Here is a 23694-nt window from a genome sequence, read left to right on the forward strand (position 1 = left end):
TACCCCCCTTCACGAGGGCTTGGTGGGTATCGCCACCCTCGATCCCGGGCATACCGCCCACATGCTGGAGGCATTGTTCGCCGACCGCCTCCAGATCCCTTCCGACAGCGGTGAAGTGGTGACCTGCTCGCTGTCGGAGTGTGTTCCCGCTGAGTACCGTGCGGACGGCGCCGTCCTCTACGGGAGCGACGAAGACCGGCTCGCGGTCATCACCGAGGTCCAGCTCGCCTGCGACCCCGTCAAACGCGAAACGTGGCTGGCGTACATAGCCAACATGCGCGCCCGCTACCACTGCCCCGCCTGTCTCATCGTCATCTGCCCCAGCGACACCACCGCCCGCTGGGCAAGCAAGGCCATCCACACCGGACACCCCGGACTGACCCTCACTCCTTTGGTGATCGGCCCCCGCAACACCCCCGTCATCACCGATGTCGCCACGGCGGTGGGCAACATCGGCCTGGCCGCGATCTCGGCCATCACCCACGGCCAGGACCCGGAGATCCAGACCATCCTGGCCACCCTCACCACAGCCCTGAACAGCATCGACCGGTCTGCGGCGGCTCGCTATGCTGAATACGTTGCCGTTGCCCTGACCGGCGACGCACAGAAGGAAATGGAGCGGCTCATGGCGACCACGTCATTCCTGTACCAGGGCGAGTACGCCCAGAGCCTCATCGCCAAGGGCGAAGCCAAGGCTGTGGTCAAGGTGCTGAAGGCACGCGGGATCCCGATCACCGACGAACAGCAGGCTCGCATTCAAGCCTGTTCCGACATCGAGACACTCGACCGCTGGGTGGAGCGCGCCCTCTCCGTCACCACGACCGAGGAGCTCTTCACCTGATGGAGCTCAGTCCTGAGATCTACCGAGGCGAGTACGCAGAGAGCATCCTTGAGCTGGGCAAAGCCGTAGGGCGAGCCCGAGCACAGACCATTGCCCTTGCGGCCGAGCTGATCCGGTATACCCGGGCACGCGACATCCGTGTCACCGCTGAGCAGCGCGCCATCATCGAAAGGTGCACCGACGTCAAGATCCTGGACGGCCTGACGAAGCGCGCCGTGTCCCTGCCGCCAGGCGGAGAGCTCTTCATTTCCTGACCACCCAGCAGCACCGCCCCAAGCACCGAAAGGGGCGGTGCTGCTCTGTTCGGTCAGCGGAACTGCACTGTGGCGATCTCCCAGGGGCCGAGGGGCAGGTCGAGGTGGCCTGGGATGATCGGTAGGCCGGGGCCTGGGCGGCCGCGGAGGTCGGCTTGGCGGGCTTCGGTGAAGGTGCCGTCGATGGTCGCCGTGGTGGCCACTGGCGCGTAGTTGACGACGCGGAGTTCCTTCCAGTCGTCGCGGCGGCGCAGCGAGGTCATCGCCACGCCGGGGCCGGTTATCGACAGGCCGCTCTGGGGTTCGGGCAGGTCGCCGGTGCCGGTGCCCGGGACGGCCAGGAGGTCGTGGCGGAAGGTTTCGGCCGCGGCGGGGACCTCGCTCCAGTCCCCGCTGTACGGCATCAGCGCCAAGCTCACCGAGCGAAGCCCGCGGGACTGGGCCGCCGGGGTGGGGATCTGGGGGCCGGCGGGTTCCGGGCGCAGAGCGTTGCGGTTGCGGGAGAGGAAGCCGACCGAGCGCAGGAGGGTGAGGGCGAGTTCCTGGCCGGTGATCTCGTACTCGGTGACGTGCTCCAGCAGGGCGGCCACTCCGCCGGCCGCTACCCAGGCGGAGGCCGGGTAGGTGGGCAGCGGGGTTTCGCCGCAGCCGCCTTCCGGGCTCGGGCCGCGTTCGACGACGGCGAACTGACCCTCCGCGTACGACGAGGTCGCCGCCACCGGCAACGGGATGTGCAAGCGGACCCGGTGGTCGTTGACCCGGTTGTCGAACTCCACGCGGAGCCGGACGAACGGCTCACCGGCCCGCAGTTCGACTCGCGTCTCCACGACCGTTTCGACCGTGGTGGTGCCGCGGCCGGGGTCGGGGGCGGCGAGCTGGGGGACGCGGGCGTGGTCGGCGCCGGTCATGGGTTCTGACTCGGTGGCGGGCCACAGGTACGTGCGGCGGATGTCGAAGGCGGCCACCAGCGGTCCCGACCACACCGGGGAGACCTCGACCACGACCGGCTCCGACACCAGGCGGTCACCGGCCGGCGGCGCGTAGTTGTAGGTGTCACCGGCGTCGCCGCCGTCCACGACGCGTCCGGCGCCGGTGACGGTCACGCCGTCGGGGCCGGTCAGGGTGAGGGTGCCGTCGGCGGCGACCTCGACCTTGAGCAGGCCGTTGTCCAGGACCTGCCCTTCCGCGCGGGCGGGGGCGATGCCGCCTGCCGGGGCCAGGCCGGGCTCCCACGAAACGGGACGCAGGCTGGTGTGGCCCAGCGCGGGCACCTCGACCAGCGCGGCGACGGTACGGCGGGGCTCGGCCAGGATGCGTACCCGGGTGACCCCGGCGGCCGCGGCGGCGATGTCGGCGGTGTCGAAGGCCTCGTCGCTGTGCCGGGCGACGGTGAAGGTCAGGACGCCGTCCTCGACGTTCCAGCCGGTGATGTGCTGGCCGTAGAGCTCGGGGCCGTGGATGAAGGAGAAGGCCAGCTCGGGGTCCATCTCCTCGTCGAGCAGCAGGGTGGGCTCGTATTCGAGGGTCTGGGTGTGGAGGGGCCCGCCGGGTCCGGCGAGCGGGTCCTGGCCGGCGACCTGGGTCAGGACGACGCCGCGCCGTACCGCGGGAGTGGGGTTGACGACGAGTACGCCGTCGGACGGGACGGCGGCGGACAGGCGGCTGGTGACCATGTCGCGCACGGCCTGGCCGAGGTGTTCGGCCTCGGCGATGCGGGCGGCGACCTGCTGGGCGGTCTCGTCGACGCCGCAGCCGGTGACGGAGTCGTGGCCGCTGGCGTCGACCAGGCGCCACCAGGCCATGTCGAGGAAGCGGCCCGGCCAGTCCTCGCCCCAGAGGGCGGCCAGCGGTTCGGCGTAGCGCTCGACCATGCGTTCGGCGCGGCCCATGGCCTGCTTGACGTGGGCGCGCACGGAGATGACGCCGGGCAGGATGTTGGCGCGCGCGTGCGAGCGCAGCTCGCCTTCGACGCGGGGCAGGCCGTGGACGGACGGGTCGAAGGCCTCGATGTATCCGGACAGGGTGTCCATGCGGGAGCCCATCGACGCGACCAGTTCCGGCAGCCCGGCGACCGGGGCGGAATGGTCGGTGCCGTACATGGCCAGCAGCGGGCCCTCGGGTCCGTGCCACGGGCGCATCCGCCGGGCGAAGGCGGCCGCGCGCTCCTCAAGCTTCCCGGCGCCGTGGATCAGGTCGACGCCGTTGCCGTAGCCGCCCTCGGGCAGGTACTGCGTGCGGACGGCGCTGCCGTCGGGCGCGACCCAGGCGAAGGCGTCGGTGACCACCTTCGACGGCACACCGCGGTAGACGCAGGCGTGTTCCAGCCCCGCCCGCCGAAGGATCTGCGGCATCTGGGCGGCGTGCCCGAACATGTCCGGCAGGTAGCCGACCTCCATCGCCCCGCCGAGCTTGTCGGCGCGGGAGAGCCCGAGCTCCAGGTTGCGCACGATGTTCTCGCCCGAGCACAGGAACTCGTCCAGCAAGATCTGCCACGGCCCCACGGCCAGCCGCCCGGAGCGCACCAGCGCGGCCAGGCGCTCGCGGTTCTCCGGCCGTACCTCCAGGTAGTCGTCCACGCAGGCCAGCTGCCCGTCGAGGGTGAAGTGGTAGCCGGGCTCGCGTTCCATGGTCTCGATCACTTCGTCGAGCAGCGCCACCAGCCGCAGCCGGAAACGCTGGAACGGCTCGTACCACTCCCGGTCCCAGTGCGTGTGCGGAACCAGCACGATCTCAACGCTCACGGGCTTCTCCCCCCAGGACAAGGTCATGCTGTACGGCGTAGCGTGCCGCGATCCGCTGGGCGGTGACGATGTCCTCCAGCGCCCCGGCGGCGTCGGTGAGCGGCGGCTTGCCGGAGGTCACGAACGCGTGGAAGGCGAGCAACTGTGTCTCGAACGCCTCGGTCACGTCCCGGTACTCGTTGCGGCTCTCGGCCCCGGAGACGACGGTCAGCACGGTGGGCGCGTTCATCAGGTACGGGGCGGGGAAGGCCAGCTCCAGCGTGCCCTTGGTGTGGTGGATGGCGACGGTCTCCCGGTAGGCCGGATAATCCTCCAGGTAATGCCATCGAATGGAATATCGCCCGGCGACCGGCAAAGGCCCAGAAATCTCGATTGAGCCGGGCGAACCACCCCAGTGCTCGACATGATCCACGGCGACCGGCGAGCCGGTGAAGCGCCGCAACAGCGACAGATCATGGCAGATCGAGCCCAGCGCCACGCTGTAGACCGACCGCAGCTCCGCCGTGGCCCGCTCGCCCAGCGCCCGGTCCAGGATCGTGTTCTCGGCCGCCCGCAGCGGCTCGACGTCCACGTCCCGCGCGTGCGCCAGGTTGGCGAAGGCGAGCTGCGACTCCCCGCTCGGGTGCAGCACGGTCACCTCGACCGAGCGGATCACGCCCGGCCCGCCCAGCTCCGCCAGGATCTCCTCGGCCCTGCGCACCGCCGGGTCGTACTGCTTCATGTAGCCGACCATCAGCCTGCCCTCGGGCAGCGCCGCGACCTCGGCCTCGGTCAGCGCCAGCGGCTTCTCGCACAACACGGCGTAACCGGCGGCGAGCGCCTGCCGTACCGGCTCGCCGTGGGAGCCGGAGGCGAGCATGACGACGGCGTCGAACCCGCCTTCGGCCAGCATGCCGGCCAGCGAGGTGTGACGGCGCGTCACCCCGAGCCGGTCGCCGACCGCGTCGGCGAGCGTCCGCGACAGGTCGCAGACCGCCGTGACCTCGAACAACTCCCGCCGCCTCGACAGCAGCGGCACATAGACGGCCTGGGTGACCGCCCCGCACCCCACCAGTGCGAGCCTCGTGCTCATCGTCGGCTCCCCCTCCCCCTCTGGCTCACAGCCCGAGGTCCTTCAGCTTCGCCAGGTTCGCGGCCTGGTCGGCGATGACGTCGGCGATCGGGCGGCGGCCGGGCAGGGTGTCCTGCTCGACGACGATCCAGCCCCGGTAGCCGATCTCGTCCAGCGCCCGCACGACGCCGGGCAGGTCGAGGACGCCCCGGCCCAGCGCGCTGAACCCGCCGCGGCCCATGATCTCCCGCAGGTCGGCGCCGTCGTCCAGCGCCGCGGCCAGGATGGCCGGATCGCCGTCCTTGACGTGCACCTGCCCGATCCGGCCGCGCCAGTCGCGCAGCGCCTTCACCGGATCGCCGCCGGCCAGCAGCAGGTGCCCGGTGTCGAGGCAGAGCTGGGCGTCGGTGAGCTCAAGCAGGCGTTCGATCTCGCCGGTCGTCTCCACGTTGGTGCCGAGGTGGTGGTGGAAGACCGGCTCGTAGCCGCGGGCCCGGCAGCGGTCGACCGCCTCCTGCACACGCTTGGCGTACCCGGCCCACTCGCCCGCCTCCAGCCCGGGCGCGTTCCCGCCGGGCCGGGCGAAGCGCGCGGGCGATCCGGACTCGCCGAGCGTCGGTCGCGGCGCGAAGCCTTCCTCGTACGGCGGCGCCGCGTCGAAGACGTCGAGCGTGGCATCCAGCGTGGGCAGCCCGGCGGCGAACCCATCGGCGTCACCGTAGCGCAGGTCCGCCCACCCGCCGGCCAGCAGGAACCCGGCCGCCGACAGCCGCCGGGCGAACTCCCCGCCGGTCCCGAGGAACCCGATCGGCCCCAGGTCGATGCCCTGGTATCCGGCCTCGGCCAGCGCCGCGACCATCGCGTCGGCGCTCAGGGGCGCGGGCCCGTCGCTCAGCTCGAACACCCCGAAGCTCACGGGGGCGTTGGCGATCCGTGTCACGCGCATGAGTGCCTCTCTCCCGTCACGCACATAGAGCCATCACTTCGTTCTCGTAGGTCTCCAGGCGGTGCTGCCCCGCCGTACCGGGGACCAGCACGCGCTCGCCCCTGATCACCTGGCGGCGCCCGTCGGGGCGGACCAGGACCAGGCCGTCGGCGCCGAGCGCGAGCAGTTCGTCGCCGAGCCGCAGCAGCAGGGGCGCGTCCGGGCCCGCCGAGACGGCGGTGCGCCCGGCGGCCACGGCGTCGAGGATCAGGCTCGGGTCCTCGGCCAGCACCCACGTGGTGGGCGCGCCGGGCAGGCCGTCGCTGCCGTGGCGGTGGAAGTCGCTGCCGCCGATCGCGATCACGTCGTCCCGCCAGGCGTCGGCCCAGGCCAGCGGGGCGCCCCACCGGCGATCCCACCAGCCGGAGCTCCACACCTCCGCCACCCGTGGGCGCCGCTCGATGGGCAGCAGCCAGGCGCAGTCGCCGCCGAGCGGATGGTTGACCGACATCAGGCCGCCGCGTTCGATCGCGTGCTCGGCCCAGGAGTCGGCGGGCTCGCGGAAGTCGACCCAGCCGACGTCGCCGAAGACGTTGGCGTGGCCGCGGTCGGTGGTGACCTCCTGGCCGGGGATGAGTGTGATGCCCCGGTCCGTCTTGGCCAGCCAGGGATGGTGGCTGACGGTGTTGTGGTCGGTGACGGCCAGGAAGTCCAGGCCGCGGGAGGCGGCCAGCTCGGCCAGTTCGGGGATGGTCAGGGTGCCGTCGCTGTGGACGGTGTGGGCGTGGAAGTCGCCCGCATACCACCGCATTCCCGAAATATCCGGGATGTCGCGCCGAGGGGGGCGAGCGCCGATCTCCGGCTCCGGGGTGTCCGGAAATTTCGGGATCTGGGGGGAGGTTTCAATCTCCAGCGTGTAGTCCAGGCCCTCGGGCGGGATGCGGTGCAGACGGAGCCACACCTGCCAGATCCCCGCCTCCAGGCCGGCTCCCGAGGCCTCGGGCAGGTAGCCGGGCGTCGCCCACTCGGTCGTGATCGTGTACTCGTCACGGGCGCCGCCCGACCAGCCGCGAAAGCCCGACGGCCCGCCGCAGCCCAGGTCGATCACGCCCTGGGCGCGGTCGTAGGACAGCCGCACGGTCACCGACCGCGCCCCCGCCGGCACCTCGAACGGCACCTCGCGCAGGATGCGCTCCAGCCGGTCGTCCAGCGACCAGTGCCCTCGGATCACGCTCACGCTCCGGCACCCCCGCGTCCGGCCGCCACCAGGTCGCCGTCGCGGTAGGCCAGCGCGCGGTCGGCCCGGGGCAGCGCGTAGCCGTCGTCGCCCGGCACGGGCTCGCGGCCCTCCGGCACCACCGCCTGCACCGAGGCCGCTCCGACCTCGAGCGTCACCAGGTGGGACGCGCCCAGGTTCTCCACGATCGACACCTTCCCGCCCAGCGCGCCGTCCGCGGGCTCGGCGGAGTAGGACATGTACTCGGGACGCACGCCGTACACGATCTTCTCCCCGTCGGTGAGCAGGCCGGCGGCCGACTCGGGGACGGCCACCTTGCATCCGGACACCTCCAGACTGTCGCCCCGTACGACGGCGTCAAGCAGGTTCATCGGCGTGGAGCCGATGAACGAGGCGACGAAGGTGTTGGCCGGCCGCTGGAACACCTCGGCCGGCGTGCCGACCTGGCGGATGTGCCCGGCCTCCATGACCGCCATCCGGTCGGCCATCGCCAGGGCCTCGGCCTGGTCGTGGGTGACGAAGACGGTGGTGACGCCGAGTTCGCGCTGCAGCCGCTTGAGGAACGTGCGCGCCTCCAGCCGCAGCCGCGCGTCGAGGTTGGACAGCGGCTCGTCGAAGAGGAACGCCCGCGCCTGCGTGGCCATCACGCGGGCCAGGGCCACGCGCTGCTGCTGGCCGCCGGACAACTGGCCGGGGCGCCGGTCCATGAGCTGGGCCAGGCCCAGCCGTTCGCCGACCTCGCGGGCCTTGTCGCCGCGCGCGGCCTTGGCGACCTTCTTGATGCGCAGCGGGTAGGCGATGTTGTCGGTGACGTCCATGTGCGGAAAGAGCGCGTAGTCCTGGAAGACCATCGCCAGGTCGCGGGCGCCCGGCTGGATGTTGGTCACGTCGCGCTCGCCGAGGACGACCGCGCCGGAGGTGGCGGTCTCCAGCCCGGCGATGGTGCGCAGCAGCGTGGTCTTGCCGCAGCCGGACGGGCCCAGCAGGGCGAAGAACTCGCCGTCGGGGATGACCAGGTCGAGGGCGTCGAGCGCCCGGACGCCGCCGGGGTAGACCTTGGTGAGGCCGCGCAGTTCGATGGCCGACATCAGCGCTTGATCCCTCCGTGGAAGCGGAAGCCGTACTTCTTGCTGACGAACAGGTACATGAGCACCACCGGCACCGAGTAGAGGAGGCCGAAGGTCGACAGCAACTGCAGGTTGGCCTGGCCGCCCTCGGTGTAGAGCGTATAGATGATCACCGCGGCCGGCTGGTTCTCCGGGTCACTGCTGAACAGCAGGTACGGCATGAGGAAGTTGCCCCACACGTTGGCGATCGCCCACACGGCGATGGTCGCGAGGCCCGGCCGTACCAGCGGGACCACCACGTGCCGCACGATCTGCAGCGGCGAGGCGCCGAAGACACGCGCCGACTCCTCGTAGGACTTGGGCGTGGTGTCCATGAAGTCCTTGAGCATGAAGATCGCCGCGGGCAGCAGGCCGCCGGTGAGGATGAGGATGACGCCGAGGTGGGTGTCGATGAGGTTCAGCTCGACCGCGAGCTGGTAGATCGGCACCATCGCCGCGGTGCCGGTGATGATCGACGACAGCAGCAGGAGCGCGTAGAGGAGCCCGTCGCGGCCGGGGATGCGCACCCGGCTCAGCGCGTACGCGGCCAGCGCCGCGAACACCACGACCAGCAACGCGGTGCCGACGGCCAGGATCAGCGAGTTGTAGAGCGACCCGAGCGCGTACGGATGCTCCAGGATCGCCCGGAAGTTGGCGAGCGTGAAGTCGGGCAGCGACACCTCGTAGGTCGGGTCGCTGGTGAACGGGGCCGTGGCCAGCCACAGCAGCGGCACGCTGAAGAAGGCCAGCACCACGGCGATCAGCGTGTAGAAGCCGATCCGGCCGAGTACGCGCCGCGGGCTCATGACTTCCTCCTGAGCAGCCGCAGGTAGAACACGGCGACCACGAGGTTGATCAGCAGGATGATCGCGGAGATGGCCGCGCCGACTCCGAGGTTCCCGCCGATCAGGGCCTCCTTGTAGACGTAGACGGCGAGGATCTCGGTCTTCCCGTCCGGCCCTCCTGCGGTGAGCATGAACGGAGTGAAGTCGTTGAACGTCCACAGGCTGATCAGCAGCAGGTTGGTCAGGATGTGGCCGCGGATGTGCGGGAAGACGACGTCGCGCAACTGCTGCCAGCCGGAGGCTCCGGCCAGGCGGGCGCTTTCCAGGTGCGAGGGCGGCACGTTGCCGAGGGCGGCGCCGTACAACATCATCGAGAACGCGGTGCCGCGCCAGGTGTTGAAGATGATGATCGACAGCATCGGGTAGTCGAGCAGCCAGGCGAAGCCGGGGATGCCGAGGAGGAGGTTCAGGGTGCCGCCGTCGCGGTCGAGCAGCGCCACCCACAGGAACGACACCACGGCGCTGGGCAGGATCCAGGCGAGGATGACCAGGCCCTCGACCAGGCGCTTGAGCGGGCCGGTCCGGTCGCGCATCAGCCACGCGATGGTGAAGCCGAGCACGACCTGCCCGATGACCGCGGAGCCGAGCACGAACTCCACGGTCAGCCAGGTGGAGTTCCAGAACTTGCCGCTGGCCAGCGCGTTGAAGAAGTTGTCGAGGCCGACGACCTGCGGGTCGCGGGCCTGCACGCCGCTGAGGCGGTAGTTGGTGATGCTGAGGTAGAGCACCCAGAGCGCGGGAAAGACCAGGAAGACCGCGATGAGCAGCAGCGCGGGCGCGGCGAAGACCGACGCCCTGACGCGGCCGAGACCGGCCGCGTCAGAGCTGTAGGTCTTCCTGTCCGGGGGCGCCGGGGCCTCAGGAGGCGATGTTGCCAGCGCCACCGGCTATTCCTTCGAGCTTCTTCTGGTACTCCGCGGCGGCCTCGTCCGGTGTCTTCCCGCTCACCACGGCGGCCGTGGCCTCCTGCAGGGCCGTGGAGACCTGCGGGTAGAGCGCGACCGGCGGGCGGTAGGCGGTCAGCGGGAGCACTTCCTCGGAGATGTAGGCCAGCAGCGGGTCGCCGGTCAGGATCTCCTTGTTGACGTCGGTGCGCGGGGTGATGCGCACGTTGCCGTTCTTGGTCTCCTCCTTCAGGCCCTCGGCGGAGAGCGTGAAGGCGAGCAGTTCGAAGGCTTCCTTGGGGTGCTTGCTGTTGGGGTTGAGCGTGCGCAGCGCGCCGCCGGACATGCTGACGAAGTCCTGGCCGCGCAGGCCCTTGCCGGCCTCCATCGCGGGGATCTTCGCGTAGCCGACGGTCTGGTCGCGGTCGGCCATCTTGGCCACGCCGTCGGTGGGGTTGACGACGCCGCGCCAGAAGTAGTCGCCCTCCATCAGGATGCCGATCTTGCCTTCGGCGAACTGGGCGAAGGACTTGTCGCGGCCCTTGGCCTCCTGCTGGAGCTTGGGGTCACCCAGGCCCTGCGAGTAGATCTTCTGGTAGAGGCCGAGCGCGTCCTTGAGCGGCTGGGCGGCGCCGGTCCACTTGCCGTCCTTCTGCACCTCGCCGCCGGCGCCGGCCAGCAGCGGGAGCACGCCCTGCATGGAGGTGGCCTCGCCCATCGCGGTGCCGGCGTTGATCTGGATCGGCACGGGCACGCCGGCGGACTTGAGCTTGGCGCCGGCGTCGAGGATCTCCTGCCAGCTCTTCGGCTGCCAGTCGGCGGGCAGGCCCGCCTTGGTCATGAGCGTCTTGTTGAAGTAGAGGACGCGGCCGTCGGTGCCGACGGGCAGCGCGTGCTTCTTGCCGCTGAAGGTGGCCAGGCCCTGGACCGCTTCGGGGATCTGGCTCCAGCCCTCCCAGGACTCCGTCTCGGGGCCCGCCACCTCGGCCAGCGGCTTGATGTAGCCGGCCTCGGCGAACTCGCCCATCCAGATGCCGTCGATGTCGAAGACGTCCGCCCCCTTGCCGGACTTCAGGTCCAGGGAGAGCTTGGTCTTGTACTGCTCGTCGTCGACGCCGCTCGGGATGAACTTGACCTTGACGTCCTTCCCTTTCGCCTTCTGGGCCGCCTCGAACTGGGGGATGACCCACTTCGCGATGTACTCGGCGCCCTTGGCGTTCTTGCCGCCGGCGATCGCGTTCTGGGTGATCGTCAGCTCGATGGTGTCACCGCCGCCGCCGGACGACTGGCCGCAGGCGGCGGCCGACAGGGCCAGGACGGCGACAGCCGAGATTTTTCGCAATCTCATGCGAACCCTCCAGAACGTCCTAAAAGGGGGTATATGCGGGTTTCGGGCAGGACGTAATTTGCAACATAGCGGACATCAGAATGTCATGACAATATGCCATGCTAGGTCCGAGTCCCGGGAGGTAGCTTGTTCGATCTGATCACGATCGGCCGCTGCGGCGTCGACGTCTATCCGCTGCAGACAGGCGTCGGACTGGCCCAGGTCGAAAGCTTCGGCAAGTTCCTCGGCGGCAGCCCGACCAACGTGGCCGTCGCGGCCGCGCGCCACGGCCTGAGCTCGGCGGTGATCACCGCGGTCGGCGCCGACCCGTTCGGCGACTACGTGCGCTCGGCCATCGCCGGTTTCGGAGTCGACAACCGCTACGTCGCCACCTTCGCCGAGGCGCCCACCCCCGTGACCTTCTGCGAGATCTTCCCGCCCGACCACTTCCCGATCTACTTCTACCGGGGCGAGCACCCGCCGGACCTGCGCATCACGCCCGAGTCCCTCGACCTCGACGCGATCAGGGCCGCCAAGGTCTTCTGGTTCAGCGCCACCGGGCTGAGCATGGAGCCCAGCCGGGCCGCGCACGCCGCCGCCCTGGCCGCCCGCGGCGACGCCGGCTGGACCGTCTTCGACCTCGACTACCGGCCCACGCTGTGGAAGGGACCCGCCGAGGAGGCGGTCCGCCAGGTGCTCCCCCGAGCCGACGTCGCCGTGGGCAATCTGGACGAGGTCGAGGTGGCCGTCGGCACCCGCGACCCGGAGGCCGCCGCGCAGGCCCTGCTTGACGCGGGGGTGAAGGTGGCGATCGTGAAGATGGGGCCCAAGGGGGTCTTCGCGCGCAGCCGTACCGAGACGGCGCTGGCCGAGCCGGTCGAGGTCGAGGTCGTCAACGGCATCGGCGCCGGTGACGCCTTCGGCGGCGCGATCTGCCTGGGCCTGCTGCGCGGCTGGCCGCTGGAGCGCACGATCCGCTTCGCCAACGCCGCCGGCGCCTTCGTCGCCGCCCGGCTGGCCTGCGCCGACGCCATGCCCACCACCGACGAGGTGACCCAGCTGATGGAAGGCCGCGCATGACAGATCTGACGCTCACCAGGGCCGACCGCTACGAGCGGCTCACCAGGATCCGGGCGACCCGGCCTGAGGAGATCGCGCACGCGGCGGCCAGGCGGCAGCGGCGCGGGCTGCCCGGCGACGGCGAGCGGCTGATGATCATCGCCGCCGACCACCCGGCCCGCGGCTCGCTCGGCGTGCGCGACCGGCCCTACGCCATGGCCAGCCGCCCCGACCTGCTCGACCGCCTGCAACTGGCGCTGCAACGGCCGGGCGTGCACGGCATCCTGGCCGCCCCCGACGTGCTGGAGGACCTGCTGCTGCTCGGCGCGCTGGAGGGCAAGCTGGCCTTCGGCTCCATGAACCGCGCCGGCATCCAGGGCGCCGTGTTCGAGCTGGACGACAGGTTCACCGGCTTCGACGCCGCCGCCATCGACGCCATGCGCCTGGACGGCGGCAAGATGCTGTGCCGTATCGACCCGGCCGACCACGGCACCGTCGCCACGCTGGAGTCCTGCGCGCACGCCGTCACCGACCTGGCCAAGCGGCGCCTCGTGGCGATGGTCGAGCCGTTCTGGTCCAGCCGGGCCAACGGCGGCCCCGTCCGCAACGACCTGTCGCCCGAGGCGGTCATCCGGGCCATCAGCGTCGGCCAGGCGCTCGGCGCCACCTCCGCCTACACATGGCTGAAGATCCCGGCGATCCCCGAGATGGAACGGGTCATGGCCGCCACCACGCTGCCCGCCCTCCTGCTCGGCGGCGACCCGCCGGACATCGACGCCGCCTTCGCCGACTGGGGCCGCGCCCTGGAACTGCCGGGCGTGCGGGGCCTCGTCGTGGGCCGCGCCTTGCTCTACCCTCCTGACGACGACGTCGCCGCCGCCGTGGACGGCGCCGCGACCCTGGTCAGGGAGGCCTCACGATGACCCACATCCCGTACGGCAAGGCCGCCTCAGGCCCGTGGTCCGTGGAGATCACCCCCGAGCTGGCCGGCTGGACCTACTCGGCCCTGCGCGTGGCCGACCTGACCGACGACGCCCCGGTGGCGTTCGAGACCGGCGAGGAGGAGATGCTCGTCCTGCCGCTGTCCGGCTCCTGCACGGTCACCTTCGCCGCCCCGGTCGAAGGCGGCACCACCACCTTCCACCTGGCCGGCCGCCCATCGGTCTTCGCCGGGCCGAGCGACTTCGCGTACCTGCCGATCCGCACCGAGGTGATCCTGCGCGGCAGCGGCCGTATCGCCCTGCCCGCCGCGCGCGCCACCCGGCGGCTGGAGCCGCGGCACGTCCCGGCCGACCGGGTTCCGGTCGAGATCAGGGGCGCGGGCGTGGCCAGCAGGCAGATCAACAACTTCTGCTCCCCCGCCGCCTTCGACTGCGACAAGCTCGTGGCCGTCGAGGTGCTCACGCCGGGCGGCAACTGGTCGTCCTACCCACCGCACAAGCACGACACCCCCAACCCGGGCGAGGCCGTGCTGGAGGAGATCTACTACTTCGAGGGCGGGCCCGGCTACCAGCGCGTCTACACCTCCGAACGCGGTCACATCGACACCCTGGCCGAGGTCGCACCCGGCGACGTGGTGCTCGTCCCCTACGGCTACCACGGGCCGTCGATGGCCGCCCCCGGCTACGACCTCTACTACCTCAACGTGCTCGCCGGGCCGTCCGGCGAGCGTTCCATGGCCTTCTGCGACGACCCGCGCCACACCTGGATCCGCGACACGTGGGACGGTCAGGAGGTCGACCCTCGTCTGCCGTTCGGGAGGACCTCATGATCCGGCTGACCGTCGCCCAGGCGACCCTCCGCTTCCTCGCCGCCCAGCACACCGAGCGCGACGGCGCCGAGCACCGGATGTTCGGGGGGATCTTCGGGATCTTCGGGCACGGGAACGTGGCGGGGCTCGGGCAGGCGCTGGCCACGGACGCGGCGCTGCCGTACCTTCTGAGCCGGAACGAGCAGGCCATGGTGCACGCGGCGGCGGGCTACGCGCGGGCGAGCAACCGGCTGCGGACGCTCGCCTGCACCACCTCGGTCGGTCCCGGCGCGACCAACATGATCACCGCGGCGGCGGGCGCGACCATCAACCGGCTGCCGGTGCTGCTGCTGCCCGGTGACGTGTTCGCCACCCGCGTGGCCAACCCGGTGCTGCAGGAGCTGGAGGATCCGCGCTCCTACGACGTGTCCGTCAACGACGCCTTCAAGCCGGTCTCGCGCTACTGGGACCGGATCAACCGGCCCGAGCAGCTTCCGTCCGCGCTGCTCGCGGCGATGCGAGTGCTCACCGACCCGGCCGAGACCGGCGCGGTGACGCTGGCTCTGCCGCAGGACGTGCAGGCGGAGGCGTGGGAGTGGCCGGAGGAGCTGTTCGGGCGCCGGGTGTGGCACATCAGCCGGCCGCGGCCGGAACCCGCCGCGCTCGCCCGCGCCGCCGAGCTGATCAGACGCTCGGCCCGGCCGCTCATCGTCGCGGGCGGCGGGGTGATCTACAGCGAGGCGACGGAGGAACTGCGTGCCTTCGCCGAGCGGTACGGCGTGCCGGTCGCCGAGACGCAGGCCGGCAAGGGCGCCCTGCCGTACGGGCACCCGCTGGCGGCCGGCGCGGTCGGCGCGACCGGCACGACGGCGGCCAACGCGCTCGCCCGCGAGGCCGACCTGATCATCGGCGTCGGCACACGCTACAGCGACTTCACCACCGCCTCGCGCTCGCTGTTCGACCAGGACGCGCGGGTCGTCAACCTCAACATCACCTCCTTCGACGCGGCCAAGCTGTCGGGCCTGCAACTGGTGGCCGACGCCCGCGCGGGCCTGGCCGACCTCGCAGAAGCCCTCGACGGCTGGGGTACGGCCGGCGTCTACCGCACCATGACGGCCGAGCTGACCCGCGCCTGGGACGCCCAGGTCGACGCCGCGCACGCCCTGGACGGCACACCGCTGCCCCAGCCCGCCATCCTCGGCGCGGTCAACGCCGCGGCCGGCGAGGACGGCGTGGTGGTGTGCGCGGCCGGTTCGATGCCGGGCGACCTGCACAAGATGTGGCGCCCGAGCGGCCCCGGCTCCTACCACGTCGAGTACGGCTACTCCTGCATGGGCTACGAGATCGCCGGCGGGCTCGGCGTCAAGCTGGCCGTGCCGGAGCGCGAGGTGTTCGTGCTGGTCGGCGACGGCTCCTACCTGATGATGGCCCAGGAACTGGTCACGGCGGTCGCCGAAGGCGTCAAGCTGATCGTGGTGCTGGTCGACAACTCCGGCTTCGCCTCGATCGGCCGGCTGTCGGAGAGCGTGGGCGCCGAACGCCTCGGCACCGCCTACCGCTACCGGGGCTCGGGCCGCTACGACGGCGGTCCGCTGCCGGTCGACCTGGCCGCCAACGCGGCCAGCCTGGGCGCGCGCGTGATCCGCGCCGAGACCGCCGGCGACCTGCGCAAAGCCCTGGAGAGCGCGCGGGCCGCCGACGAGACCACCGTGATCTACGTGAAGGCCGACCCGCACGTGGACGCGCCCTCCTCCGAGGCCTGGTGGGACGTGCCGGTCGCCGAGGTCGGCAGCCCCGCCCGCGCCGCCTACGAGGAGGCCAAGCGCGCCCAGCACTGATTACCCGGCGCCGCCCGGGGGAACGCCCTGATCATGAAGCCATGGCGGGTGCTCGGATGGATCGCGCTGATCGCGGTGATCCTCTACTGCGTCTGGTTCATCAGGACCGTCGCCATCTCGGTGATCATCGGGGTGTTCATCACCGCCCTGCTCCTGCCGCCGTTCACCTGGCTGCGGGGCAAAGGACTGAACCGGGCCCTGGCCACGACCGTGGTCTGCCTGGGCGCGCTGGTGATCGGCGGGACCTTCTTCTGGCTCCTCGTCCCGGCCACCGTCGACGGGCTCGGGCAGCTGCGGGCCAGCCTCGGCAAGGCCCTGGACGACCTGCACAACTTCGCCCGCTCGCTCGGGCTCGACGACACCCGGCTGGCGGAGATGTCGAAGCAGGTCCAGGCGTACCTGGCCGAGCAGTCCCGCTCCATCGCCACCGGCGCGATCGCCGGGGTCCGCACCGCCGGCGAGATCGTGATCGGCGCGGTGCTGGCGCTCATCCTGGCCATCTACTTCGTCCACGGCGGCGACCGGCTGTTCGGCTGGCTGACCGACCTGGCGCCGGTCAGGGCCAGGCCGCACCTGCGCCAGGCGGGAGACGTCGTCTTCGGCGTCATCGGACGCTACATCCGGGGCATCGCGATGGTCGGGCTCGTCGACGGCTTCTTCATCGGGGTCGCGTTGTGGATCCTGGGCGTGCCGATCGCTCTGCCGCTGGCCGTACTGACGTTCGTGGGGGCGTTCCTGCCGGTGGTGGGGGCGTTCATGGCCGGGTTGTTCGCCGCGGTGGTCGCGTTCGTGGCCAAGGGCTGGCTGGTGGCGCTGATCGTGGTCGGCGTCACGATCCTCGTGCAGCAGGTGGAGGGCCACGTGCTGGCGCCGCAGATCTACGGCAGGGCGCTGGACCTGCCCGGCGCGGTCATCCTGCTGGCGATCGCCGTGGGCAGCGTGGTCGCCGGGATCACCGGCGCGTTCCTGGCCGCGCCGGTGGCCTCGGTGATCGTGGCGTTGATCAGGAATCGAGAGGCAGCTCGAGCTCCAGCTCATGCCTGATCGGGATGCCGTCCTCCGACAGCTCCGGGATGCTCGGCTTGAGCTCGCGCGTACGGGTGATCGCGTCCCGGCGCAGGGCGACCAGGTCGAAGCCGTAACGCTGGTAGAAGGCCAGCGCCCGGGTGTTGTCGTTCGTGGTGATCAGCGTCAGGCGGCGCATGCCACGCCGCTGCGCCACCTCGCGGACCGCGTCCAGCAGCGCCGTGCCCACCCCGGCGCCCTTGACGACCGCGTCGATCGTGACGATCTCCACGCTGCCGTCGCGCTCGGTGTAGGTGATCAGCCCGGCGATCCTGTCGTCGCCGGCGACCGCGACGAAGCCGGGCAACGTACTCGCGTCGATCATCTCGCCCCAGGTCAGCGCGATGACGTGGGTGTCGCCCCAGCTCGCGGTCAAGATCTCGACAACCTGTTCCAGATCGCCGGGGACGATGGGTCGCACGGTGAGTGACATAGGGCCCATTATGAGATCTCATGCGATGGGTGACATTCGACTGCTTCGGAACCCTGGTGGACTGGCGTCACGGGATCGCCACCAGCGCGGAACTGATCTTCCCCGGGTACGGCGGCCGCCTCCTCGACGCCTACATCCGGCACGAGATGGCCGTCCAGACCGAGACGCCGACGATGCTCTACCGCGAGGTGATGGCCGAGACCCTCCGCCGGGCCTGCGCCGCCGAAGGCCTGGACCTGGGCGCCGACGACGCCGGCATACTCGCCAGGACCCTCCCCTACTGGCCCGTCTTCCCCGAGATAGGCGCGGAACTGGGCGCGCTGCGCTCGGCCGGATGGCGCCTGGCCCTGCTCACCAACTGCGACCGCGACCTCATCGGCCTGACGCAGCGGCGGCTGCCCGTACCCTTCGACGCGATCGTCACCGCCGAGGACGCCGGAGGCTACAAACCGTCCCTCGGCCACTTCGAACGTTTCCGTTCCGCACACGAGCCGTCGGAGTGGGTACACGTCGCACAGGGCTACATCCACGACATGATCCCGGCACACGCGCTGGGCCTGCGCCGGATCTGGATCAACCGCCTGGCCGAGACCCCCACCGACCCGTCGGTCCCGCAGACCATCCAGCCCGACCTCCGCGGCCTGCTGGCCGCCCTTCAGTAGCGGCCACGCTCCAGACACCTCCGGGCGGCACTCCTGTAGCGGCCGCGCCACCACCGGCGCTGTTTCAGTAGCGCTGGTCCAGGACGTCGGCGATGCCCGCGAGGAAGGAGTCGACGTCCGCGATCAGGTATCCGGGGCGGACCAGCACGGTGGCGAACTTGGCGTCGCGCACGGCCTGCCCGGTCAGCGGGTTGTCGGTGGTGCCGCGCAGCGTGGCCACGATGCGGTCCAGGAAGGCGTCGATCTCGTCCTCGTTGTACCCGGTCCCCATCCGGCCCGACCGGAACGCCACCCGCTCGACCCGCGCCGCCTGCGTCTCGAACCACTCCTCGCGCAGCATCTCACCGGTCGGCTCGGTCATGGCCAGCGGCACCGGCGTCTTCGCACGCGTCTCCAGCGCCACGACGAACGCCTCCAGCGCGAAGTCCACCGCCGTCTCGTTGTAGCCGCCGCGCCGGGCACGGAAGGTGGCCCGGCGCACCTCATCGGCGGTCACCGGCACCAGCTCGCGCCCGCCCCGTCCAAGCGTGGCCTCGATGCGGCTGATGAGAGAGTCCACGTCGATGGGGTCATAGCCTGAACGCATACCCATGACGCGCGGAAAGCGGTTCAAGCGACGGTCCTCCTGAGATGTGCCGAGGGGGTGCCTATATTGTGGGGCTCTTTATCCGGAGAATGCGACCCACTCCATTACCGTTGGATCACTATGGACCTGTCCAACGTCTCGTTCCGCTACCGGCGGCGCGCCCCCGACGTGATCAGGAACGCGCATACCGTCCTGAACCCCGGCGACGTCATCGAGCTGACCGGCGCGAACGGCGCCGGCAAGTCCACCTTGCTCCGCCTGCTGGCCGGCCTGACCCACCCCACAAAGGGGCAAATAACAGCCCGCCCCACAACAGTCGGCTACGCCCCCGACCACCTCCCCACCGCACAACCGTTCACCGTGTCCACCTACCTGGACCACATGGCCCGCATCCGCGGCGGCGCCACCTGGCGTCCGTGGGCCGACCGCCTCAACCTCACCCATCTCGTACGGCTCCCGCTCCGCGAACTGTCCAAAGGCAGCGCCCACAAAGTCGCCCTGGTCCAAGCCCTCATGGGCAAGCCAGGCCTGCTCCTCCTCGACGAACCCTTCGCCGGCCTGGACACCGACACCCGCGACGCCCTGCCCGCGATCGTGACCGAACTGGCGGCCGGCGGCACCATCGTGGTGGCAGGCGACCACGAGGCAGGCCTGCACAGCCTCCCCACCCTCCGCCACTGGACCCTGACCAACGGCACCCTCCAAGAACCCTCCCCGCTGGCGTGCACAGCCCCGCCCCCAGCCCGCGCACCCGCGGTCACTGGACCAACGACCGGCCAGCCGCCCGCCCACGCCCCGAACCACACGCTTGGCCGCGCACCAGACCAGATGCCCGACCTCGTCCCGGACCACGCGCAGGCGGCATCCTCTGGCAGGGCGGAGGGGTCCGGGCAAGCGGCGACCTCTGACCGAGCCGCTTTGTCCGTGTCTGCCGTGGGCCTTGCACCCGGCGTGGACGCTGGTTTGCAGGTGGAAGTCGAGCGGCCGTTGGGTGGGTTGGAGGGCGGTGTGGTGGTGGAGGTGCGGGTCCCCGGTGGCGAGGTGGGGTCGTTTCTGGCGCGGATGCGCGCGGAGGGTTACGAGGCCACGGAGGCGGCACAGTGATCGCGTTGACCAGGTTCCGGATATCCGCCTACGTCCAGTCGCATCGCGTCTACCAGGCGCTCATCCCGATCCTGGTGCTGCTGGCGATCATCTACGCCAACCGTGCGCCGGTCGGTTCCGAGGCCGCCGCCTTGGCCGACTCGGCGGTACTGATCATCCCAGTCCTCGCCTGGGCCACCCGTTCCCTGCTGGACACCGAGCCCGACGAGCAACGCGCCATCTCGGCCACCACAGCCGGAACACGCACCCGCGAACTGACCGGCGGCCTCCTGGCGGCCCTGGCGGTGAACACGATCTTCGCCACTCTGGCACTGGCCTGCGGCCTGCTGATGGGACTGGAGGCCGGCCCGACGACCGACGTGCTGTTCGCCGTGACGATCCTGCACGTACTGGCGGCGCTGGCCGGACTGGCCCTGGGCGCACTGACGAGCCGGGTGATCCTGCCCTCCCCCGCCCTGTCCATCATGGCCCTGCTCTTCGGCTACCTGGCCATGCTGCTGATCAGCATCACCCCGGCCTACTGGCTGACGGTCCCGGTCACAGCCTGGCTGAAGGCGGCAGGATCGGGCGCCCTACCCTCGGACCTCCCGGCGCTGGGTGCCATCTCACTGGCGTGGTGCGTGGCAGGCCTCGCCTGGTACGCCTGGCTACGCCGCTCCCGCCCCTGACGAACCCACACCCGGCCGGTCACCGCTTCAACCCGTCGCGGGTCAACGGGGCCGTTGCGGCGGGGACCACGTCCGACGTGAGAAGCGATCCCCCCGATCGGCGCTCGCACACGACGGCGGGTGGCGTGGGGGTGGCGGAGCCGTAAGGGATAGGGGGGGTGAGAGAGGCGACGGCGGCCTGAAGCAAAAGGAGGCCTGGAGAAGGAGATGGGCTACTCGGCGGCGGCTAGTTGGCCGCAGGCGCCGTCGATCTCGCGGCCGCGGGTGTCGCGGACGGTGACCGGCACGCCGTGGAACTGCAGGCGGCGCACGAACGCGCGCTCGTCCTCCGGCCGGGAGGCGGTCCACTTGGAGCCCGGCGTCGGGTTGAGCGGGATCAGGTTGACGTGCACCAGCTTGTTCTTGACCAGCTTGCCCAGCAGGTCAGCCCGCCACTCGTGGTCGTTGATGTCCTTGATCAGCGCGTACTCGATCGACACCCGGCGCTTGGTCTTGGCCGCGTACGCCCACGCGGCGTCCAGCACCTCGGCGACCTTCCAGCGTGTGTTGATCGGCACCAGCGTGTCGCGCAGCTCGTCGTCGGGCGCGTGCAGCGACAGCGCGAGCGTCACCGGCAGCCCCTCGTCGGCGAGCTTGCCGATCGCCGGGACGAGGCCGACGGTCGAGACGGTCACGCCGCGCGCGGAGATTCCCAGGCCGTCGGGGGCGGGTTCGACCATGCGGCGGACGGCGCCGATGACCTGCTTGTAGTTGGCCAGCGGTTCGCCCATGCCCATGAAGACGACGTTGTTGATCCGGCCGGGGCCGCCGGGCACCTCGCCCGAGGCCATGGTGCGCGCGCCGGCGACGACCTGTTCGACGATCTCCGCGGTGGACATGTTGCGAGTCAGGCCGGCCTGGCCGGTGGCGCAGAAGGGGCAGTTCATGCCGCATCCGGCCTGCGAGGACACGCAGATCGTGGCGCGGTCGGGGTAGCGCATGAGCACCGACTCGACCAGCGCGCCGTCGAACAGCCGCCACAACATCTTGCGGGTGGTGCCCTGGTCGGTGGTGAGCTCGCGGATCGAGGTCAGCAGCGGGGGCAGCAGCGCCGACAGCTTCTCCCTGGCCGGGGCGGGCAGGTCGGTCATCGCCTCGACGTCGGTGGTCAGGTGCGTGAAATAGTGGCGCGAGAGCTGGTCGGCACGGAACGGCTTCTCGCCGAGCTCGGCCACGGCGGCGCGGCGCTCGGCCATCGTGAGGTCCGCCAGGTGCCGCGCGGGCTTGGCCCGGCGGGGCGCTACGAAAGTGAGCTGGCCTGGCTGCTGGGACACGTTCCTGCCTCATCTCGACGGTTACCGACCAGGGTAGTGAACGTCTCGCCCGCGTTTGTCATTCCTACGGCCTCTCGCCTGTGATCGGGCGGCGATCTACAGTCATCTCGTATGGCGATTTATCGGGCGGGTGAGCAGCCGGGTGAGCACACCCAGGCCGAGGTCGTCCTCGTGGCCGGCAACCCATACGGGAGCCGCACCCTGGTGATCGAGCGGGACGAGGACGCCTCGGTCGCCTACCTGTGCGCGCCGGATGGCACGGTCCACGGCGCCGTCTGGCTGGCCAACCACCGCAAAGCGCCCGGCGCGGTCGACCTGAGCCGCATCAACGCGGGCCTGCCGCCCGTCATGCCCCATGCCAACACCGTCCACCCCGGCGGCCGCCGCCCGCTCGGCCAGCTCAGCGCCCTGTGGTTCGAGGAGGGGGACGGCGTCGCCGTCTACGAGAACGACGACCTGCTGGCCGTCATCCCCGGCTGGGCCGACATGTCCAGGGGCATGCCCGGCTACGCCCGCGACGCCATAGGCGAGACCCCGTTCGCCTGGTCGCTGCCGGAGGCGCTCGAAGGGCTGCTGCCCCGCATCTCCAACGCCCGCTCCTACTGGCGCTGGCGGCACCGCGAAGGCTCGTGGCCGGCGTTCCAGCAGTTCGTGATGGGCCACCTCGACCGCACCCTCGGCCCCGCCGGCCGTTACTGGGACGCCAGCGGCGAGCGCCTGCCCACGGTCGGCATCACCGAGCGGCCCCCGTTCGGCGAGCGCGAGTTCACCGTGCTGTCCACGGTCGGGATGAGCTGCCAGCGCATGCCGACGGTCGAGCAGTGGATCGACCGGCCGCGCGCGTACTCGCGGATCGAGCTGGCCGTCGCCACCCGCCAGGACCCCCGGGAGGTGGCGCTGGTGCTGGTCTGGCTGGCGCAGTACCCGTGGCATTCGGTCACCTGGCTCGGGCACGGGCACACCGCGCAGTGGTATCACGACCCGTCCACGTTTCCGCTCGGGGCCGACTATTCGGGCGTCCTCATGCTGGCCGACCCGCCGGACTTCCCCGACATGGCGGGGTTCGCGTTCGGAGGTGAGGCCGTACGGTGGCTGTGGCTCGTGCCCGTCACCACCGCGGCCTTAGAAGAACAGCGCCAGTAGCAGCCAGATCGGCACCAGCGTCGTGACCAGCGAGTCGAGCCGGTCCATGAGCCCGCCGTGGCCGGGCAGGATCGTGCCGAGGTCCTTGATGCCGAGATCACGCTTGATCATCGACTCGATCAGGTCGCCGATCGTGGCCAGCGCCGCCGCCAGCACCCCGATCAGCGCGCCCTGCCAGAACTCGCCGTCCATACGCCAGATGACCAGCCACGCCCCGACACCCACGCAGGCGAGCACCGATCCGGCGAAACCCTCCCAGGTCTTCTTCGGGCTGATGATCGACATCTTGTGCCGGCCGAACAGCACCCCGGCGAAGTATCCGCCGATGTCGCTGGCCACGGTCACCGCGATGAAGATCAGCACCCGGTCCGCGCCATCCGGCGGCGACAGCAGCAGCCCGATGAACCCCGCCAGCAGCGCCGGATAGACCAGGGTGAACACCGAGGCGGTGGCGTCGCGCACGTACCCGTCGGTGCCCGAGCTGAACATCCGCCAGATCAGCATCACGAACACGAACACCGCGAACGTGCCCACCAGCGAGACCGCGCCGCCCCAGTACGCCCCGGCCAGCATGCCCGCCGTGCCCACCAGCGCCGGCGCCAGCGGCACCACGATGCCCCGCGTGCCGAACGCCTTGACCAGCTCCATCACACCGACGCCGACCGCCGCCACCACCACGAGGAGGAAGATCTCCTTGATGGTGTAGATCGAGACGATGACCGAAGCGCCCAGTGCGGCGCCGACCGCGATCGCCGCGGGCAGGTTCCTTCCGGTACGGCTGCCGCCGCTCGGGCTGGTGCCAGCCGTACTTTCTTCCACAGACTCTCCCAGGCCGGGATTTCTTGCCGATCACCCTGGAATG

At 70.9% G+C, this 23694-nt stretch carries 23 protein-coding genes; 11 read left to right on the top strand and 12 right to left on the bottom strand.

Annotation, left to right across the window (positions count from 1 at the left end; translation table 11 throughout):
- Window positions 1-22 precede the first annotated feature (22 nt).
- On the top strand, window positions 23-841 hold the full coding sequence (locus ACFWY5_RS21450; RefSeq protein WP_379633819.1) for a hypothetical protein: 819 nt from the start codon (window positions 23-25) through the stop codon (window positions 839-841).
- Window positions 841-1095 (top strand): hypothetical protein, encoded by a 255-nt coding sequence (locus tag ACFWY5_RS21455; protein ID WP_379633821.1) that lies wholly within the window; start codon window positions 841-843, stop codon window positions 1093-1095. The genes ACFWY5_RS21450 and ACFWY5_RS21455 overlap by 1 nt, the downstream gene beginning before the upstream one ends.
- A gap of 53 nt (window positions 1096-1148) precedes the next feature.
- On the opposite strand, the gene ACFWY5_RS21460 is transcribed toward ACFWY5_RS21455, so the two are convergent.
- From ACFWY5_RS21460 to ACFWY5_RS21495, 8 genes are read right to left on the bottom strand one after another with little or no spacing between them, the layout of a single operon-like run.
- On the bottom strand, window positions 1149-3836 hold the full coding sequence (locus tag ACFWY5_RS21460; RefSeq protein WP_379633823.1) for an alpha-mannosidase: 2688 nt from the start codon (window positions 3834-3836) through the stop codon (window positions 1149-1151).
- Window positions 3826-4908: a Gfo/Idh/MocA family protein gene (locus ACFWY5_RS21465; RefSeq protein WP_379620427.1), complete on the bottom strand. Its 1083-nt coding sequence runs from the start codon at window positions 4906-4908 to the stop codon at window positions 3826-3828. The genes ACFWY5_RS21460 and ACFWY5_RS21465 overlap by 11 nt, the downstream gene beginning before the upstream one ends.
- A 25-nt stretch (window positions 4909-4933) precedes the next feature.
- A complete protein-coding gene (locus tag ACFWY5_RS21470; RefSeq protein ID WP_379633824.1) occupies window positions 4934-5833 on the bottom strand; it encodes a sugar phosphate isomerase/epimerase family protein in 900 nt (299 codons plus the stop codon).
- 16 nt (window positions 5834-5849) lie between these two features.
- On the bottom strand, window positions 5850-7049 hold the full coding sequence (locus tag ACFWY5_RS21475; RefSeq protein WP_379620423.1) for a CehA/McbA family metallohydrolase: 1200 nt from the start codon (window positions 7047-7049) through the stop codon (window positions 5850-5852).
- On the bottom strand, window positions 7046-8137 hold the full coding sequence (locus tag ACFWY5_RS21480; protein ID WP_379620421.1) for an ABC transporter ATP-binding protein: 1092 nt from the start codon (window positions 8135-8137) through the stop codon (window positions 7046-7048). Before ACFWY5_RS21480 ends, ACFWY5_RS21475 begins: the two co-directional genes overlap by 4 nt.
- Complete coding sequence (locus tag ACFWY5_RS21485) at window positions 8137-8961, bottom strand: carbohydrate ABC transporter permease (RefSeq protein WP_379620419.1); 825 nt, start codon at window positions 8959-8961, stop codon at window positions 8137-8139. The genes ACFWY5_RS21480 and ACFWY5_RS21485 overlap by 1 nt, the downstream gene beginning before the upstream one ends.
- Window positions 8958-9884, bottom strand: coding sequence for a carbohydrate ABC transporter permease (locus ACFWY5_RS21490; protein ID WP_379620417.1), 927 nt, complete (start codon window positions 9882-9884; stop codon window positions 8958-8960). The genes ACFWY5_RS21485 and ACFWY5_RS21490 overlap by 4 nt, the downstream gene beginning before the upstream one ends.
- A complete protein-coding gene (locus ACFWY5_RS21495; RefSeq protein ID WP_379620415.1) occupies window positions 9859-11232 on the bottom strand; it encodes an extracellular solute-binding protein in 1374 nt (457 codons plus the stop codon). The genes ACFWY5_RS21490 and ACFWY5_RS21495 overlap by 26 nt, the downstream gene beginning before the upstream one ends.
- A gap of 126 nt (window positions 11233-11358) precedes the next feature.
- Here ACFWY5_RS21495 and iolC point away from each other — a divergent pair, with 126 nt between their 5' ends.
- From iolC to ACFWY5_RS21520, 5 genes are read left to right on the top strand one after another with little or no spacing between them, the layout of a single operon-like run.
- Window positions 11359-12291 carry a 5-dehydro-2-deoxygluconokinase gene (gene iolC, locus ACFWY5_RS21500; RefSeq protein WP_379633826.1) on the top strand — a complete coding sequence of 311 codons (933 nt, stop codon included), beginning with the start codon at window positions 11359-11361 and terminating at the stop codon, window positions 12289-12291.
- Window positions 12288-13193: a deoxyribose-phosphate aldolase gene (locus ACFWY5_RS21505; RefSeq protein ID WP_379620411.1), complete on the top strand. Its 906-nt coding sequence runs from the start codon at window positions 12288-12290 to the stop codon at window positions 13191-13193. The genes iolC and ACFWY5_RS21505 overlap by 4 nt, the downstream gene beginning before the upstream one ends.
- Window positions 13190-14041, top strand: coding sequence for a 5-deoxy-glucuronate isomerase (iolB, locus tag ACFWY5_RS21510; RefSeq protein ID WP_379620409.1), 852 nt, complete (start codon window positions 13190-13192; stop codon window positions 14039-14041). Before ACFWY5_RS21505 ends, iolB begins: the two co-directional genes overlap by 4 nt.
- Window positions 14038-15858 (top strand): 3D-(3,5/4)-trihydroxycyclohexane-1,2-dione acylhydrolase (decyclizing), encoded by a 1821-nt coding sequence (iolD, locus tag ACFWY5_RS21515; RefSeq protein WP_379633828.1) that lies wholly within the window; start codon window positions 14038-14040, stop codon window positions 15856-15858. The genes iolB and iolD overlap by 4 nt, the downstream gene beginning before the upstream one ends.
- 33 nt (window positions 15859-15891) lie before the next feature.
- Window positions 15892-16902: an AI-2E family transporter gene (locus ACFWY5_RS21520; RefSeq protein ID WP_379620406.1), complete on the top strand. Its 1011-nt coding sequence runs from the start codon at window positions 15892-15894 to the stop codon at window positions 16900-16902.
- Here the strand turns inward: ACFWY5_RS21520 and ACFWY5_RS21525 are convergent.
- Window positions 16862-17356 (bottom strand): GNAT family N-acetyltransferase, encoded by a 495-nt coding sequence (locus ACFWY5_RS21525; RefSeq protein WP_379633830.1) that lies wholly within the window; start codon window positions 17354-17356, stop codon window positions 16862-16864. The two genes, ACFWY5_RS21520 and ACFWY5_RS21525, sit on opposite strands and share 41 nt — an antisense overlap.
- 20 nt (window positions 17357-17376) lie before the next feature.
- Here ACFWY5_RS21525 and ACFWY5_RS21530 point away from each other — a divergent pair, with 20 nt between their 5' ends.
- The gene (locus tag ACFWY5_RS21530; RefSeq protein WP_379633832.1) at window positions 17377-18018 is read left to right on the top strand and encodes an HAD family hydrolase; all 642 of its coding nucleotides are present in this window, start codon (window positions 17377-17379) and stop codon (window positions 18016-18018) included.
- A 64-nt stretch (window positions 18019-18082) separates the two neighbouring features.
- On the opposite strand, the gene ACFWY5_RS21535 is transcribed toward ACFWY5_RS21530, so the two are convergent.
- The gene (locus ACFWY5_RS21535) at window positions 18083-18577 is read right to left on the bottom strand and encodes a DivIVA domain-containing protein (protein WP_379633834.1); all 495 of its coding nucleotides are present in this window, start codon (window positions 18575-18577) and stop codon (window positions 18083-18085) included.
- Between the two features lie 147 nt (window positions 18578-18724).
- On the opposite strand from ACFWY5_RS21535, the gene ACFWY5_RS21540 reads away from it, so the two are divergent.
- Together ACFWY5_RS21540 and ACFWY5_RS21545 are read left to right on the top strand one after the other, a co-directional pair.
- On the top strand, window positions 18725-19708 hold the full coding sequence (locus ACFWY5_RS21540) for an ATP-binding cassette domain-containing protein (protein ID WP_379633838.1): 984 nt from the start codon (window positions 18725-18727) through the stop codon (window positions 19706-19708).
- Window positions 19705-20376: a hypothetical protein gene (locus tag ACFWY5_RS21545; protein ID WP_379633840.1), complete on the top strand. Its 672-nt coding sequence runs from the start codon at window positions 19705-19707 to the stop codon at window positions 20374-20376. The genes ACFWY5_RS21540 and ACFWY5_RS21545 overlap by 4 nt, the downstream gene beginning before the upstream one ends.
- A 212-nt stretch (window positions 20377-20588) precedes the next feature.
- On the opposite strand, the gene rlmN is transcribed toward ACFWY5_RS21545, so the two are convergent.
- The gene (gene rlmN, locus ACFWY5_RS21550; RefSeq protein WP_379633842.1) at window positions 20589-21689 is read right to left on the bottom strand and encodes a 23S rRNA (adenine(2503)-C(2))-methyltransferase RlmN; all 1101 of its coding nucleotides are present in this window, start codon (window positions 21687-21689) and stop codon (window positions 20589-20591) included.
- A gap of 111 nt (window positions 21690-21800) precedes the next feature.
- On the opposite strand from rlmN, the gene ACFWY5_RS21555 reads away from it, so the two are divergent.
- Window positions 21801-22832 (top strand): suppressor of fused domain protein, encoded by a 1032-nt coding sequence (locus ACFWY5_RS21555; protein ID WP_379620392.1) that lies wholly within the window; start codon window positions 21801-21803, stop codon window positions 22830-22832.
- Here ACFWY5_RS21555 and ACFWY5_RS21560 read toward each other — a convergent pair.
- Window positions 22812-23651, bottom strand: a complete 840-nt coding sequence (locus tag ACFWY5_RS21560; RefSeq protein ID WP_379620390.1) for a phosphatidate cytidylyltransferase — start codon at window positions 23649-23651, stop codon at window positions 22812-22814. The genes ACFWY5_RS21555 and ACFWY5_RS21560 overlap by 21 nt on opposite strands.
- Between the last annotated feature and the right edge of the window lie 43 nt (window positions 23652-23694).

The organism is Nonomuraea sp. NPDC059007 (assembly GCF_042740555.1).
GTDB lineage: Bacteria > Actinomycetota > Actinomycetes > Streptosporangiales > Streptosporangiaceae > Nonomuraea.

What these genes read in the sequence shown, in the direction of transcription:
- ACFWY5_RS21455 (WP_379633821.1), top strand. Translation starts at nt 841, where the DNA reads ATGGAGCTCAGTCCTGAGATCTACCGAGGCGAGTACGCAGAGAGCATC.
- ACFWY5_RS21465 (WP_379620427.1), bottom strand. Translation starts at nt 4,908, where the DNA reads ATGAGCACGAGGCTCGCACTGGTGGGGTGCGGGGCGGTCACCCAGGCC.
- ACFWY5_RS21485 (WP_379620419.1), bottom strand. Translation starts at nt 8,961, where the DNA reads ATGAGCCCGCGGCGCGTACTCGGCCGGATCGGCTTCTACACGCTGATC.
- ACFWY5_RS21530 (WP_379633832.1), top strand. Translation starts at nt 17,377, where the DNA reads ATGCGATGGGTGACATTCGACTGCTTCGGAACCCTGGTGGACTGGCGT.
- ACFWY5_RS21520 (WP_379620406.1), top strand. Translation starts at nt 15,892, where the DNA reads ATGAAGCCATGGCGGGTGCTCGGATGGATCGCGCTGATCGCGGTGATC.
- iolD (WP_379633828.1), top strand. Translation starts at nt 14,038, where the DNA reads ATGATCCGGCTGACCGTCGCCCAGGCGACCCTCCGCTTCCTCGCCGCC.
- ACFWY5_RS21480 (WP_379620421.1), bottom strand. Translation starts at nt 8,137, where the DNA reads ATGTCGGCCATCGAACTGCGCGGCCTCACCAAGGTCTACCCCGGCGGC.
- ACFWY5_RS21555 (WP_379620392.1), top strand. Translation starts at nt 21,801, where the DNA reads ATGGCGATTTATCGGGCGGGTGAGCAGCCGGGTGAGCACACCCAGGCC.
- ACFWY5_RS21540 (WP_379633838.1), top strand. Translation starts at nt 18,725, where the DNA reads ATGGACCTGTCCAACGTCTCGTTCCGCTACCGGCGGCGCGCCCCCGAC.
- iolB (WP_379620409.1), top strand. Translation starts at nt 13,190, where the DNA reads ATGACCCACATCCCGTACGGCAAGGCCGCCTCAGGCCCGTGGTCCGTG.
- ACFWY5_RS21470 (WP_379633824.1), bottom strand. Translation starts at nt 5,833, where the DNA reads ATGCGCGTGACACGGATCGCCAACGCCCCCGTGAGCTTCGGGGTGTTC.
- ACFWY5_RS21525 (WP_379633830.1), bottom strand. Translation starts at nt 17,356, where the DNA reads ATGTCACTCACCGTGCGACCCATCGTCCCCGGCGATCTGGAACAGGTT.
- ACFWY5_RS21505 (WP_379620411.1), top strand. Translation starts at nt 12,288, where the DNA reads ATGACAGATCTGACGCTCACCAGGGCCGACCGCTACGAGCGGCTCACC.
- ACFWY5_RS21495 (WP_379620415.1), bottom strand. Translation starts at nt 11,232, where the DNA reads ATGAGATTGCGAAAAATCTCGGCTGTCGCCGTCCTGGCCCTGTCGGCC.